This is a genomic window from Methyloligella solikamskensis, assembly GCF_042676065.1.
In the GTDB taxonomy this organism is placed as follows: Bacteria; Pseudomonadota; Alphaproteobacteria; order Rhizobiales; family Methyloligellaceae; genus Methyloligella; species Methyloligella solikamskensis.
Window position 1 is genome coordinate 2,040,393 of record NZ_JBHTJO010000001.1, and the last position, 13,817, is coordinate 2,054,209.

Annotated in this window: 14 protein-coding genes and 1 tRNA gene; 4 read left to right on the forward strand and 11 right to left on the reverse strand. The window is 57.8% G+C overall.

Going from position 1 to position 13,817, the window contains the following annotated elements; genetic code table 11:
• Positions 1-98 precede the first annotated feature (98 nt).
• The 5 genes from mctP to ACFQ2F_RS09945 all read right to left on the reverse strand — a co-directional run bounded on the left by mctP (position 99) and on the right by ACFQ2F_RS09945 (position 3,771).
• Positions 99-1,613 carry a monocarboxylate uptake permease MctP gene (mctP, locus tag ACFQ2F_RS09925; protein WP_379089338.1) on the reverse strand — a complete coding sequence of 505 codons (1,515 nt, stop codon included), beginning with the start codon at positions 1,611-1,613 and terminating at the stop codon, positions 99-101.
• A gap of 36 nt (positions 1,614-1,649) precedes the next feature.
• The gene (locus tag ACFQ2F_RS09930; RefSeq protein WP_379089342.1) at positions 1,650-1,874 is read right to left on the reverse strand and encodes a DUF3311 domain-containing protein; all 225 of its coding nucleotides are present in this window, start codon (positions 1,872-1,874) and stop codon (positions 1,650-1,652) included.
• Between the two features lie 215 nt (positions 1,875-2,089).
• Positions 2,090-2,440 carry an HNH endonuclease gene (locus tag ACFQ2F_RS09935; protein WP_379089345.1) on the reverse strand — a complete coding sequence of 117 codons (351 nt, stop codon included), beginning with the start codon at positions 2,438-2,440 and terminating at the stop codon, positions 2,090-2,092.
• 39 nt (positions 2,441-2,479) lie between these two features.
• Entirely contained in the window at positions 2,480-3,136 is a 657-nt protein-coding gene (locus tag ACFQ2F_RS09940; protein ID WP_379089351.1) for a lambda exonuclease family protein, read from the reverse strand.
• Complete coding sequence (locus tag ACFQ2F_RS09945; RefSeq protein WP_379089354.1) at positions 3,136-3,771, reverse strand: ERF family protein; 636 nt, start codon at positions 3,769-3,771, stop codon at positions 3,136-3,138. Before ACFQ2F_RS09945 ends, ACFQ2F_RS09940 begins: the two co-directional genes overlap by 1 nt.
• Positions 3,772-4,100: 329 nt before the next feature.
• Here ACFQ2F_RS09945 and ACFQ2F_RS09950 point away from each other — a divergent pair, with 329 nt between their 5' ends.
• The 4 genes from ACFQ2F_RS09950 (at position 4,101) to ACFQ2F_RS09965 (ending at position 7,148) form a co-directional block, all read left to right on the forward strand.
• Complete coding sequence (locus ACFQ2F_RS09950) at positions 4,101-4,787, forward strand: hypothetical protein (protein WP_379089357.1); 687 nt, start codon at positions 4,101-4,103, stop codon at positions 4,785-4,787.
• 18 nt (positions 4,788-4,805) lie between these two features.
• Entirely contained in the window at positions 4,806-6,188 is a 1,383-nt protein-coding gene (locus tag ACFQ2F_RS09955; protein ID WP_379089360.1) for a site-specific DNA-methyltransferase, read from the forward strand.
• Complete coding sequence (locus ACFQ2F_RS09960; RefSeq protein ID WP_379089363.1) at positions 6,178-6,603, forward strand: DUF5681 domain-containing protein; 426 nt, start codon at positions 6,178-6,180, stop codon at positions 6,601-6,603. Before ACFQ2F_RS09955 ends, ACFQ2F_RS09960 begins: the two co-directional genes overlap by 11 nt.
• A gap of 469 nt (positions 6,604-7,072) precedes the next feature.
• Positions 7,073-7,148 (forward strand) — tRNA-Lys (locus ACFQ2F_RS09965).
• A gap of 48 nt (positions 7,149-7,196) precedes the next feature.
• Here ACFQ2F_RS09965 and ACFQ2F_RS09970 read toward each other — a convergent pair.
• From ACFQ2F_RS09970 to ACFQ2F_RS09995, 6 genes are all read right to left on the reverse strand, one after another.
• Entirely contained in the window at positions 7,197-7,793 is a 597-nt protein-coding gene (locus ACFQ2F_RS09970) for a sulfotransferase domain-containing protein (RefSeq protein WP_379089366.1), read from the reverse strand.
• 204 nt (positions 7,794-7,997) lie between these two features.
• Positions 7,998-9,362, reverse strand: a complete 1,365-nt coding sequence (locus ACFQ2F_RS09975; protein ID WP_379089369.1) for an SGNH/GDSL hydrolase family protein — start codon at positions 9,360-9,362, stop codon at positions 7,998-8,000.
• A 16-nt stretch (positions 9,363-9,378) separates the two neighbouring features.
• Positions 9,379-9,588: a hypothetical protein gene (locus ACFQ2F_RS09980; protein ID WP_379089372.1), complete on the reverse strand. Its 210-nt coding sequence runs from the start codon at positions 9,586-9,588 to the stop codon at positions 9,379-9,381.
• A 93-nt stretch (positions 9,589-9,681) separates the two neighbouring features.
• Positions 9,682-11,001 (reverse strand): MBOAT family O-acyltransferase, encoded by a 1,320-nt coding sequence (locus ACFQ2F_RS09985; protein ID WP_379089375.1) that lies wholly within the window; start codon positions 10,999-11,001, stop codon positions 9,682-9,684.
• Positions 11,002-11,057: 56 nt separating this feature from the next.
• Positions 11,058-11,768, reverse strand: a complete 711-nt coding sequence (locus ACFQ2F_RS09990) for an FkbM family methyltransferase (RefSeq protein WP_379089378.1) — start codon at positions 11,766-11,768, stop codon at positions 11,058-11,060.
• Between the two features lie 407 nt (positions 11,769-12,175).
• Positions 12,176-13,768, reverse strand: a complete 1,593-nt coding sequence (locus ACFQ2F_RS09995; protein ID WP_379089381.1) for a M10 family metallopeptidase C-terminal domain-containing protein — start codon at positions 13,766-13,768, stop codon at positions 12,176-12,178.
• Positions 13,769-13,817 lie beyond the last annotated feature (49 nt).

The following is a 13,817-nucleotide window of genomic DNA, read 5'->3' on the forward strand; positions in this document are numbered from 1 at the left end:
CTCCCTAAAGGCTTCAGCTTGGTTATGCGCGAAGAAGCCTAGACACCATTTGCGACCGGGTCGAGCGAGTTGTGAACAGGCCCGCCGTCAACCGGCGATCACGTTGAGACCGTCTTCGCCGCCGGTTTGGCTGGTGAAACGAGGGTCCAGAGCCCTGCGACGGCGAAATTGAGGATCACCGAATAGAGCGCCGCGTAAGCCGGGATCTCGAAGCCGAACACGGTCAGCGGATAGATGGACGACCCAAATCCCTGGCTCGCGGCCATGAGGGTGCCGGCGGTCATGCCGACGGCCCAACCGGCCATGATGGCCCGGGCGCCGAAGACGCTCGTATAGAGGCCGAGCAGGATGGCGGGCAGCAGCTGGATGATCCAGATGCCGCCGAGCAGCTGGAGCTGGATGGCGTATTCTTGGGGCAGCAGCAGAATGAAGAGGACGGCGCCAACCTTCACCACCAGGGAGACGATCTTTGCCACGCGGGCCTCTTCCGCATCCGAGCAGTTCGGCCGGAGATAGGCCTTGTGAAGGTTGCGGGTATAGAGGTTGGCGCAAGCAATGGACATGATGGCCGCCGGCACCAGGGCACCAATGGCGATAGCTGCGAAGGCGACGCCGACGAACCAGGACGAGAAGCTGTCCAGGAAGAGGGCCGGCACGGCGAAGTTGGGCCCATAGGTCTCAAAGCCGAAGGCGTAGTCCGGGTTGTCGCCGACGCCCGCCGCGATGGCCATGTAGCCGAGCAGCGCGATCAGCCCGAGCACGAAGGAATATGCGGAGAGCAGCCCGGCATTGCGACGGATCACGCCGCCGCTCGACGAGCTGAGGATACCGGTCATGCAATGGGGATAGAGGAAGAGCGCGAGCGCGGACCCAAGCGCTAGGGTCGCATAAGCGGAATACTGGCCGAGGCTGCCAGGCTCCGGCTTGGGCAGGATCAGCTTCTCCGGGGGCACGGCTGCGAAGATCGCGCCATAACCGCCGAGCTTGGCGGGGATAATCACAATGGCCGCGATCACCGTCACGAAGATCAGCATATCCTTCACAATGGCGATCAACGCTGGTGCCCGCAGGCCACTCGTGTAGGTGAAGGCGGCAAGGATCAGGAAGGCGATGATCAGCGGCATATGGCCGAGCCAGCCCTCGGTCTGGAAACCCAGGGCGCCGATCACGACCTCCATGCCGACGAGCTGGAGCGCGATATAGGGCATGGTGGCGAACAGCCCCGTGCAGGCGATCGCCAAGGCCAGATGCTTGTTTTCGAACCGGTCTTCGACGAAATCCGCCGCCGTCACGTGCCCCTTCGCGTGAGCGATGCGCCAGAGCTTCGGAAACACCAGATAGAGGATCGGGTAGATCAGGATCGTATACGGCACGGCGAAGAAGCCGAGCGCGCCGACGCCGTAGACGAGCGCGGGCACCGCGATAAAGGTGTAGGCCGTATAGAGATCGCCGCCGAGCAGGAACCAGGTCACCACGGTGCCGAAGCGGCGGCCGCCCAGGCCCCACTCATGCAGGACGTTCAGGTCGGCCTTGCGCCAGCGGGCGGCGACGAAGCCGACCCAGGTGACGAAAAGAAACAGCCCGACGAAAACGGACGTAGCGACGAGATCCAAGGCGAAGCGCCCCCCAACGGTTCGCGGTTACAGGTCCTACGGCTCCTGTCCGCCGTTCTTATCCAACGCGTAGACGACGGCCACGATCAGCGCGCCGACCAGCACGAAGCCGAGCTGAAACCAGTAGAAAAATGGGATGCCGAGAAGCTCCGGCGCAAGACGGTCGTAGAGCGGCACGGACAGGACGACGATGAACGGAATCGCGAAGAGGAAGCGCGGCCAGTACCGCCGCCAGCCTGTCTTCGGCGTCGTATCGCTCATGGGCGTCCCCCCTTCGAATGCCTCGCGCGGCTCTATCGCCGCCCGCTCCGCCCTTCACTATTTCTTCGCAAGGGGCGCGTCAAAATTTGAATTCCCTGTTCCCTGGGAAATTTCAGGGAACCCGCTGCCTGCGACTTGTTTCCGCCGCCAGAGTCCCAGTAATTTCAGCTGCCTATCACCTATCCCCGTAGAAATAACAGGGAACTTGCAGGGATTTAGTCATCCCGTCGAACGACGGTCCCGTTGAGCTTTCTTTTCCAAGGCGACTGGCGACCGCAAGGCATGGGCGATTTCGGCCTATGGGCTCCGATCATGCGGTTGTATACCCGATGGGACTTGGCGATCGCGCTCATATCCGAGCTAGTCTTGCTCCTATGACATTTCCTGTGCGCCAAGCGCCAGTTGCTTTCCTCGTCCAATCCGCCGAGGGCAAGGGGGATTTCGTGTTCGACATCCCATGCTTCCCTATACTCGTTCACACGTCCTCCGCAGATATGGCATATCCCTTTTGCGTTATTGAAAACAGCAATCCGCTGCTTCGCCGATAGACGTTTTCGCCTGACCATAATTCTTTTCCCCCGTGTCGTCGCCACAGGTCCGCTTCGCTAGGACACCGCCTCAATGGCCTCCAATATGGCGGCGGTGGGCCCGTGGTCTCGGCGGTACTTTTCGACCTTCTCAACCACCTCCAGCAATTCCTCATTGAACCGCCCCACCGCAGAGGCGAGCTCCTCGATATAAGGTTCGTCCCGCCAAGCTCGCTTTACGATCAATGGTAAATTTGGCCAGTAGATTACTAAATCGATCCAGTCGCGTTCGGTGATCCAGAGGATCCCCTGGCACTGGGCTTTGTGCTCTTCGGGAAATTCATCCCGTAGCAAGCAGTCAAGATGGAGGTGCGCCATCTTCGTCTTGATTTCGATCGCACCTTTCGTTCCGAGCAGCCCATCCGGACTACAGCCCGTATCGCCTCGCCGTATGAAGCCAACCTGGTCCGGGTCTGTATCAGTCAGAAAAGCGTAAAGGTCGCGGGCCTCCGCTTCCATGACGCGGCCGCGTTCCATATGAGCATTCGTATAGTTTTCCATGGGAACGCCCGTGAGACGCTCTCCAGCCAACTTCAGAAGATACGTGCGACGTGCTTTGCTCTCCTTGCCACCTCGACCTTTAGCAAGAAGGCAGGAGAATTCTGACGCTGTCGGGATCCCAGCTCTCGCCAAAGCCCACTTCTCGGAACCCTGCTCACAATTCAGTACAAGCATCAGGATGCCCTCTCTTTAGCGTCCAGAACTTGAAGCGCGCGGTCAAAATCCCGCAACGCGATATCGTCCAACCGGGTCACCTTTAGGAAGCGGCAGAGCCGTGACTCGTCAGCCTGCATTTCATCCAACCTCGCTTGGAGCTGATGTTTCTGCTCCTCGCTTATGCAAGGCGTCTTGGTAGCGTCATCACCATCGTCGTCGTCTCCGCGAGAGGTGAGATTGAGAAGCGCTGCCGCTGAGTAACGCTTCCCATAACTTGTGGAGGAGCCGACAGCCTGAACCGGGTTCTTGCTGCCGGAAGTGTCGACCGGAAGCCTCATCACGGATTCCTCGCTGTGACCGAGCTTGTGGCTGAGGATTCCCGTTACGATGATTTGGCTTTTCTCTTGGTGAGTCCGGAACGTCAGGGTGAAGCCATATTTTGAAAGAATAGGTTTGATGGCTTCGTTGATATCTTCCCACAGCGCATAACTGGTGGATTTGCCGCCCTTCGGATGTGTGATCGATCCGCGTTCGGGTATCACCGGCAGCTTCGCCTGCATTGAGGAAAGCGCCTTCAGGAATGCTTTCTTGGCATCCTGGGTAGCCGTGCGCTCTTGAAGCTGTATCAGGCGATCGAGCTTCGCGGCACTCACCGCTGGCTCCGTTAGCGCAGTCTGTAGCATGTCAAGCAGCACACTGGAGTCAGCCGTAGCACTTGGTTTCGGCGACGCTGAACCTGATGGGCAGCACCTATTGTTCATCATTGGATCCCCTACGAGTTTGTGCCGTTTGTTCTTCTGGTTACGCCGTTCGCTTGAGCAACGGTCGCCGGCATGCACGCTCCTCTGGGCATAGAAGTCCAGCTTGAATGGCACCAATTCTCAGCTGCCCTGAACTCGACCCTCTGGCTGCCGACAATCCTCTTATTTGCTTTTGAAGAATGTCTTGACACTTCTTTTCCCCAACCTTATGTGAAGTGCCGATGTATTCTTCATTGAAAGCCATGTCGTTCTCGCGCGGACAGATCGAATGGGCGCTTGCACAAGTTGTTGCCCCCTCGCATCGCTGCGTCGAGGAGGATGAGGGCTTTCTGAAAATGAAGATAAAGCGTCTGGTCGATCTCGATCGGAAGCACGGGATCGATCCATTCCAGGACCACCCGGGCTTGGGGAGATTTGCTTTCTTCGAGGGCAAATCCCCGGGCAAGGGGCATGCGATTTCCTACACCTCGTATGATGCCTTCGCATTACTCATCGGGGTTCAGCTGTTGGATGCGAACGTGCCGCAGTCCGCGGTTATCCGGCTCCTGAGACATGTTCGCCCCCTGCTCAAGCATGCCTACGGCGAGATCTTGAGCCGGGACCCGATGGAAATCGCAGGTTCGAAGCAAGATCTGGAAAATAGGATCAAGCGCGGCCAGCTCGCTACTGATCCAAGTAAAATGCAATTTCTGGTTCTTGCTTCAGGAGCCGCAGCCGAATTCTTAACGGCAAGAGCGAATGACGGCGAGGTGGCAAACTTCGCACAGTCGCCCGATGAGCTGGTGAGTGTCGTTGCGCACCTCACCCTCGTCTCCCCACCGGTCTTGGTCTTCGAGATCGCAAACCGCGCCCATCAACTCGTTTGGTGGTTAAGGGCGGCTCCTAGCATCCAGCGCGGTCGTCACTAACGATCCAAGAGGACAGAAATGTCCAACACGCAAAGTAAGACTCGTGAGGTATCTCTTGATCCCTCACCCCACTCTCTTCCACGCCTCAAAGTCCAGTCGCGGAAGATCAAATCTCTCAAGCCCTACAGCAACAATGCTCGGAAGCATTCCAAGAAGCAGATTCACCAGATCGCGGAGAGCATTAAAGCTTTCGGCTTCAGTGTCCCGATCCTCATTGACGAGGATGATGTGCTCATTGCCGGTCACGGGCGTCTTGAAGCCGCAAAACGGTTGAATTTTGATGCGGTCCCAACCATCCGGCTCGACCACTTGGACGACGCGCAGAAGCGGGCCTTCATCCTTGCGGACAACCGTCTGGCGGAGAACGCGAGTTGGGATGAGCAGGCTCTCTCAGTCGAGTTCCAGAGCCTCGTAGAATTCAATGCGGACGTCCCGCTAACGATTACAGGCTTCGACGTCCCTGAAATCGATAGCTTGCTTGAGTTCTCCCCTGTCGACGAGACGGGAGATGCCGAGACGGAGACGGCGGAGATTGACACAGAGGCACCAGCTGTCTCGCGTCCAGGAGACCTTTGGGAACTCGGTCCGCATAGGCTTCTATGCGGTGACGCTCGTGACCCCCGTGCCTACCTTCGATTGCTCGGGGGGCAGAAGGCTCGAATGGTGATTACCGACCCGCCGTTTAATGTTCGGATCAACGGGCATGTAGGAGGTTTAGGTCGTGTGAAACATCGCGAGTTTCCGATGGCCTCAGGTGAGATGTCAGAGGAGCAGTTCACCAACTTCCTCACCGAGGTCTTCTCCAATCTGACAGCGCACAGCGTGGATGGGTCCATCCACTACGTATTCGCCGATTGGCGTCACTTGTATGAGTATCTCAGCGCGGGTCGATCTGCGTATACGGAGCAGAAAAATCTCGCGGTCTGGGCTAAACACAATGCCGGAATGGGATCATTTTATCGTGCTCAGCACGAACTCGTTATGATCTTCAAGAGCGGCTCGAGCTCTCACATAAACAACTTCGACCTCGGACAACACGGTCGGCATCGGACGAATGTGTGGAACTACGCAGGCGTCAATGGCTTTCGCAAGGGCCGCGACGACGACCTCTCGCTTCACCCCACAGTAAGACCAGTCCCTCTCATCGCGGATGCAATCTTAGATTGCTCTGAGCCCGGCGACATGATCCTCGACTGCTTTTGTGGGAGCGGAACTGTTTTCCTGGCCGCTCATCGGACCGGCCGAAAAGCTTTCGCTATCGAGCTGGACCCGCGCTACGTCGACGTCGCGGTGAGACGGTGGCAGAAGCAGACTGGCGAACAAGCCATGCATTCTGAAAAACAGGTCGCCTTCGACGTGGTCTCTAACCACGTGGGCGAGGAGGTATCCCATGTCGAATGATCAGCCAACCGGCGATTACGAAGTGGGCTACTGCAAGCCGCCGGCTCACACCCAATTCAAGCCAGGCCAATCCGGAAATCCGAAGGGTCGACCGAAGAGAGAAGTATCGCTTCTGGACGCTCTCTCAAATGCCTGCGGTCGACCGGTGAAAATGCGCGAAGGCGGTCAAGAGATCATAGTGAGCAGTTTGGAGGCGATGATCACGCGACAAGTCACAGAGGCAATCCAAGGGGATGCCGCCGCGCTCAGACTGCTGCTACCGGTTATCGAGCGATGGCTTCAACCAACCCAAAGTGGCGCTGAAACTTTGCACAAGGAGGTTCATGTCGATCGGCTTCGAGAGAAGATCAACAAGATTACTGAACGACAAATGCCAAGCGATAGCATATCAAAGCGGGGGGGTGATCCCAATTAATTGACGACGGTCATCCTCGCCTTGTGACCCCTGCCAAACACCTTCAGTTCCAGAACGTCTGACTATGGGTCTTACCCGAACTCGCGACGGAGCGGTGCCCTCCTAATAAGATCGCCGAGGTGCCGGGCGGTGGCACCTCGGCGAAAGGCTGGTTCAGCAGAGCACGTCCTCACAATACCGTTTGTCGGGCATATGTTCGGCCAATGCCTCATAGGGTGTCCTGGATCGGAACCTTGCCGACTTCGGGGCTCAGGAACGTAGATGTGGCTGTAAAGCAGGATCAACATATCCGAGAGCGTGCGGGGGTCCTCGCCGAACCCCCTCGGTCAACTCGGCTACGCGTAATCGCACTGGCGCAGCTCCCTCGAGCGAAATGCGTCTTCCCCGTGAGCGATGGCTGCAAGCGCTCTATCCGTGTCCATGATGCCGTAGACTTCTGGAGACACCGATGCTAGCAAGCCGTCAATGGGAGCCGGTAGCTCAGCTGGTAGAGCAACTGACTTTTAATCAGTAGGTCCAGGGTTCGAATCCCTGCCGGCTCACCATTTACCCCATGAGTTGACCAAACTCCGGCTGCTCGCGACGCGAGATAATTAATAGTAGCCGAGCAAACGCATGGCTTCTCCGTGGAATTCGTCGAACATTTCGAGATGGGGAGTTATCTCGGCAATGTTCTTGGAGTCTTCCGCAGCACGGAAGAGCGTCGGGGCCATCTGGTTGAGCTCCTCAAAAGGTTGAGAGAACTCGTTCTTCGGTTCGACGTTCAGAAACTCCGCAATACGTTCGCATTGCGAGTCGGTATCGGCGACCAGCTCCTCGTAGCGCAAGGTGAGCGTGTGCGGGCGGTCATGCCAGGCGGCGACGTGTTCCGACCACGATCCACCGAGCGCCTTACCGTCGATAAGCTCTTCCATGGTGAAGGATTTGCTGCCCCAGGCCTGCTGAAAGTGCCAATAGGAGACCAGGGTCGAACGCCCGTCTCTGACGATATAGAGCGCCGGAGAGTCGTCCGATGGCGTTGCATCGTGGGTCTTGACCCCGATCCAATAAGGCCCGTCGAAATCGCACTCATTCAGTTGGCCTGCAAAGCGGACCCTGTGCGCCATTGTTGACGCTGGGTGCGCCATGAGCTGGTTTTCGCTTTCGTAGATCGACGTTGTCTGAAGATCGAAGACCTCGGCCAGGATCAATCGGGCCAAGGAATTCCCCGAACGGGGATAGGATGCAATCCAGAACTTCATGCGGTAATCTTCGCGGAGCGCTTCAAGCATTTCAAGAAAAAGGGGGTGATCTTCACCTGTCCTGGGGATTACTCCTTACGGACTTCGGGAGCGCACGGTCCCTGGCGGCTTGGTCCTGCCCCGGACCCTTCGGGAAAGTCTGTGTTCCGCCCTCTACGGCTCCGACGGTGACGAGACCGATAATACATCGTCCATGTTCCCGCTCGTGCTGCACGCGACCCCCGGGCCGTCGAGCGGCCGGCCCTCGAACTTGGCTTCGATCAACGCGAACACGCTGGCGGCCCAGGCCTCGTGGCCCCGCGCACCGATATGCCCATCGTAGTGTTGATACAGCCTCTCATTCGCGATCGGCTTGAAGATGTCGTAGAGATCCAGGACACAAACGTCGGAGTCCGGCGACTTCACCCCGTCGAGCCATAGGTCGCGGAATTTGCGGTCGGTGGCCGAAACCTTTCTTTCCTCATCCTGCTTGGCGATCATGTCAGGGGGAATTTCGACCCCCAGCTCCCGGAATTCGTCGCAGTGGTCGCAGTTGAGTGCGAAAGAGCCAACGAGAGTCGTCGCAATCGTCAGAGGTACGGCGTCCTCCTTCACCTCGCTCATGAACTGCGCCAATATCTGTTCGTAGGCTGCGGTGTCCGGAACCTTCCTGTCTTCTTCCCGGAATTTTACGAACTGGTCCGGCTTGTCGAGCCTGCGCATCAGAAAGTAGGTGTGGATTTCGCCGGCGCGCGCCATCTCCTTGATCTTCAGGCTCAAGGTCTCGAACCTCGGATATTCCTCCAAACGGTCCCGCGCGTCCGTTTCCGTGAAGAGGTACGCCCCTTCCTTTTCGAGTGTCTCGTTCTGCCCGAAACGCTGCCAGAACGAGGTGGCCGTCGATGTCACGATCCCGATCCAGCCGAGCTTGTTCGCCCTGTCGGCGTTTCGTTGGGAGATCGCCTCGGTGTACGGAAAATAGAGATTGCCCCCCAGCGGGGTCCACTTGGATTCCTCTTTGAGGTCTCGTTGGGCGTCGAGGAACTCGTTGTTCGCCGAGCCGCTGTAGAGAACGACATCCGGGGGCGATATCTTCCGCCCCTGCTCGTAGATGTCCAATCCCAGCATCAGCCCGGTGCCGCCCTTGCCGAAGCTCACGACACGCCATGCGCCTTTGCCGTATCGCTCATCCAGAAGCTTCTGCAACCGCGAAGAATAAAGCTCGTCATAGGCCAGTCCGTGGCCTTCGGTGAAACTGTCGCCAAAAACCCAGACCGTTCGGGCGTCGCTCCAGAACTTCCATTCCGGACCGCGAAATCCCATCCCGTTGATGTTCCAGATCTCGCGGTATCTCGGTCCTGTCCCCTGCATGTACGGGGTGCTGCGGAGCCGATTGGTCAGGGTATCACCTCCCAGGACCGGTGCTCCATAGAGCGAGCTCAGCATGCCGGCGATCGCGAGGGATGTGAGTTCCAATGCCACCAGCGTCAGGGCCACCGCCACGACGGCCTGGGACAGAAAGCCAAGGATTGTTTTCATGGTGCGCCTCTCTGCCCTAGAAACCGAAATAGATGAATTCGGTCGACAGCGAGCCGCGCCACACGGAAAGGCTTACCGCGGCGAACAGCACAGTGACCACCCCGGCAGTAATCGCAGGCCAGCGGAAAAAGCTCCGTGGCTCGTCTTGAGGCCTTCCGAACGCGCCGCGCGCTCCATCCACCAGGGTCTGGCTGTTGGGAAGAAAGAAGCAGATGCCCAGCAGCACAAAGAGGGTCAGGCCGTTTTCGAGCAGCGCGAAGCTGCTGGGCGAAAGCCGCAGGCTGTCGCTTCCGAACAGAGCGATGAAGCCGTAGACCGTCTAGCCCTCGTAGAGGGAGCCGGGCTTCGACGTCATTCCGAACATGGGGCGCAGCACCTCGAAGGCGCGATCGAATGTCGGCGCACGGAAAAAGACCCAAGCCACCGCAACCATGAGGAATGTGATCGCAACGCCGCCGACATGCTTGAGAGGTGCGGGTATCGCGATGCGGCTTTCGACCCATTCGATCCAGCCATGGTTCAGCATCAGATACAGACCATGCAGCCCTCCCCAGACGACAAAGGTCCAGGCGGCCCCATGCCAGAGGCCGCCCAGCAGCATAACGATCATCAGGTTCAGATACCGGCGGACGACCCCTTTCCGGTTGCCGCCCAGGGGAAAGTACAGGTAGTCGCGCAGGAAGCGCGACAGGGTCATGTGCCAGCGGCGCCAGAAATCGATGATCGAAGCGGATTTGTAAGGTGAGTTGAAATTGTAAGGGAGGTTGATTCCGAAGAGACGCCCCAGGCCGACGGCCATATCCGAATAGCCCGAAAAATCGAAATAGATCTGGAGGGTGTACGCGATGGCGCCGAACCACGCCTCGGGCATGGAGAGCGGAAAACCAGCCTCCCTGGCGAAAACCTCGTTGGCCACGCCGGCCAATGGATCTGCCAGCATGGTCTTCTTCAGAAAGCCGATCGCAAAGAACGCCAGTCCCGCCGCCAGGTTGCGGCGGTTCACCTTCAGAAAGTTGCCGCTGGTGAACTGCGGCATCATCTCGCTGTGATGAACGATCGGGCCGGCGATGAACTGGGGGAAGAAACAGACGAAAAGCAGGTAATCGAAGAAGGTGATCCGCTCGATCTTCCCTTCCCAGGTGTCCACCAGATAAGCGATCTGCTGAAAGGTATAAAAGGAGATCGCCAAAGGAAGCGCGATATTCACGAACGGGATGTCGGCGCCAAACAGGGTATCCAGCGTGCCGATCGTGAAGTCTGCGTATTTGTAAACGCCAAGAAGCGAGAGATTGGCGACGATGCCGAGCCAAAGCATCCACTTCTCGCCTCTCGCCATCATCATCCTGGCGAGGAAATAATTGAAGACCACGCTTCCGAGCAGGATCGGAAGATAGGAAGCGTTCCAGGAGACGTAGAAAAGGACCGAGGCCAGCACCAACTGAACCTTGGTTGCAGTGGCAGCTTTCAATTGCGCCAGCAACAGGTAGATCAGCCAGACAACAGGCAGAAAAACGAAGAGAAAATCTGTCGATGTGAAGATCAACGCGCGTACACCGCCCCAGACACCTGGAGCGAGTAATGCGTGCACGCCACTTGGCAGACAACCCCAAAAGCGCAGAAGCCGCCCATTGACGGGCATCACTGTGTGCGATGGGTCACAATTCCGACGCCACCGTCATTGCTGATTGACACCCGCTATGCCTGCGATTTTATTCGCTGGCCATGGTACAACCAACAGAGCACGTCGGCCCAAAACCGGTTGTCGGGCAGATGCTCGTAAAGCGCGTCGTACGACGTCACCCGGATCGGCGCTTTGTCGACGTCCGGATCGAGCACGTAGATGTGACTGTAGAGCAGGATCAGAAGATCCCAGAGCGACCGGGGATCAACACCGTTTTTTTGCTGCAGTGCCCGGCGGTTAAACTCGATCACCATATTGGGCTTTTGTTCGGAGAACATCTTCCATCCGCCTTGGATGGCATCACGCTCGGACCCTTCGACATCCATCTTGATGAAATCGACCCTGTCTTCTCCGTGTGTTGGGAGCCAGTCGTCGAGGCACTCGACCTGGACCACATTCTCCGTTCGCTCCAGATCCCGATTCCAAAACTTTTGTACTATTTCAGGATCATCGCCCGCATTCACAAATGAACACCCGGGCAGCTCCTTCAAATGTACGAACGTCTTGGTTTCCCGCACCGCGCCGAGGGCACATCGAACCACCTTTGCTGTCTCGAGCCCATTTTCAGAGACGTTAGCCGCCAACAAATTTGCGTTGAAATCGGACGGCTCGAAGGAAACAACATGCGATGAAAGCTGGCACATCAGGATCGTGAAAATGCCTATGTTCGCCCCGATGTCGAGACACACATCCGTCGGCTGGATGATATCGGCCAGCACGTTCATAACGTGCGGCTCCCAGACTCCCTGGTCCCTAATCACAGAGTTGAAAACGCTTCTGTCGTTCGGCGATCCGACAAGGGTGAAGAGACGATCCGAATTGGGAATTCGGAGATCAGTACGGGCAACTTCTATATTCGTCATGGCGCGCGAATTTAGCAGTGACATTCCGCACTGGCGAGGCTTTTTGTGGCGTATTGCTGCACACAACTCCCCCCGTCCAATGGCAAGCCTGCCCTTAAATGCCCGCTCGATCAGCTCGAAGATGCGGCTGCCGAGGCTTCATCAATCCGGGAGCTGTCGAACGCTTGAACCGCGTTTTCACCGACTCTCTCGGGCATCTCTGATAGTCGCGATCCGTCGCGAAGGCTGGACCGCTTAAGTCAGCGATCTCGCCTAAAAGATGCGATCGATTAGAGCAGGAAGTCGGAGTCGCTCAGTCCACTCTTGTTCATGACGACGATCTGGAGATCTGCCTTCCCGTCGCCGTCTATGTCTCCCTCGACAAGTGCGTGCTCACCTACAAGCTTGTAGTGAATCTCGCCCTTCACGCCGTGAAAGTTCTGACCGCCAATCCAGTTGAACGCGTGGTTTCCGGCACCGGTCTTGGCGTCGATCGAACTCAAATCGATCAGATCGATGCCAGTCTCAAAATCCGTAATGACGTCGCGCTGACTTCCAGCCCGGCTGTGGCCGATGGCGTTGAAATCGAAGACGTCCGCTCCAGCACCCCCCACCAGTATGTCGCGCTGAGGGCCGCCGACAAGGATGTCGTCGCCAATGCCGCCGAACAGCCGGTCATTGCCGGTCCCGCCATATAGCATATCATCGCCGGTCCCGCCCTGGAGAACGTCGGAGCCATACCCCCCGATCAGGACGTCGTTGTCGGCGCCACCGAAAAGCCAATCGAAGCCTCCGCTGCCCACGAGACGGTCCTCACCAAGGCCACCGTAAAGCCTGTCGTGACCAGAATGGCCTTGGATGAAATCGTCTCCGTCGTGTCCGACAAGAATGTCATTTCCCGCCAATCCGAACAGTTTGTTGTCCGCGTCATTGCCGGTCACCCAGTCATCGCCCCGGCCTGCGACCGCATTCTCAATCGTAACACCGGGTGCGATCGAGACATTGTCCGTCAGGTTGCCGACGTTGGAGAAAGACTCCTCGCGCAGATCTATGCGCTGGTTGGACGCGTAGCCGGAGAAATTGAAGGCATCGATGCCGCCGCCGTCCCAGACACTGAAGATTATCTGGTCCTGGGCGGTCGCCACCCTGTAGGCCGATCCGGCATTCGAGTTGAACCCGTAAACGTTGCCCTCAGAGCGGGTGTCGTAATTCGCGCCGTATAGCATCTGGAGCGCCACGATGTCGTGCATCAGAGGTGTGCTGGCGTAGATCCCTCCATGATCCGCCCCTGTGTTGCCGGCGCTGAAATAGCTCATCACCGTATACTGGCGGGTGTCCTGGAGATATTCGGCACTGTTCGAATACGTGATGCTGACGCCTGCCATGGCATCGTAGTCACCGGGATGGCCCAGCCCGATGGCATGACCGATCTCGTGAATCATGGCCAGATTGGCGTAGTTCCCATCGTAAGGCGTGAACCCGCCGTAGTAGCGGTTTACCCAAACATCGCCTTCGGGATCGTCACCGGCGGTTTTGCTCGGCGAAGGGAGATAGGCGAAGGCCGCAGCCCCGTCGTTCGCCGAGTAGTTGCCGAAGAGAATTGCGGCTGAATCACCATAAGGGGCGCTGCCAGTTCCCTCGGGCACGAAGGTGATGTTCGCCGCATCCGACCAGAGCTCCAGCGCCGTCGTCGCCGCGGCGATCTGCACGGAATTGAACGGGCTGAAGGTGCCGTAGACATTGCTGCTGTTGTTGTAGGCCGGCTGATCAACGCGGAAAGCGTATGACACCGCTACAGGGTCGCCTTGCGTATAGCCCCAGCTGTAACCATCCCGAATGATCTGAGCACCCGCTTCTTCGGCGGTGTATGAAGGCTTCGCCATTCATTTCTCCCTGATTGCACAGGGGAGGATTTCTAAAGGTGGCGGGTTA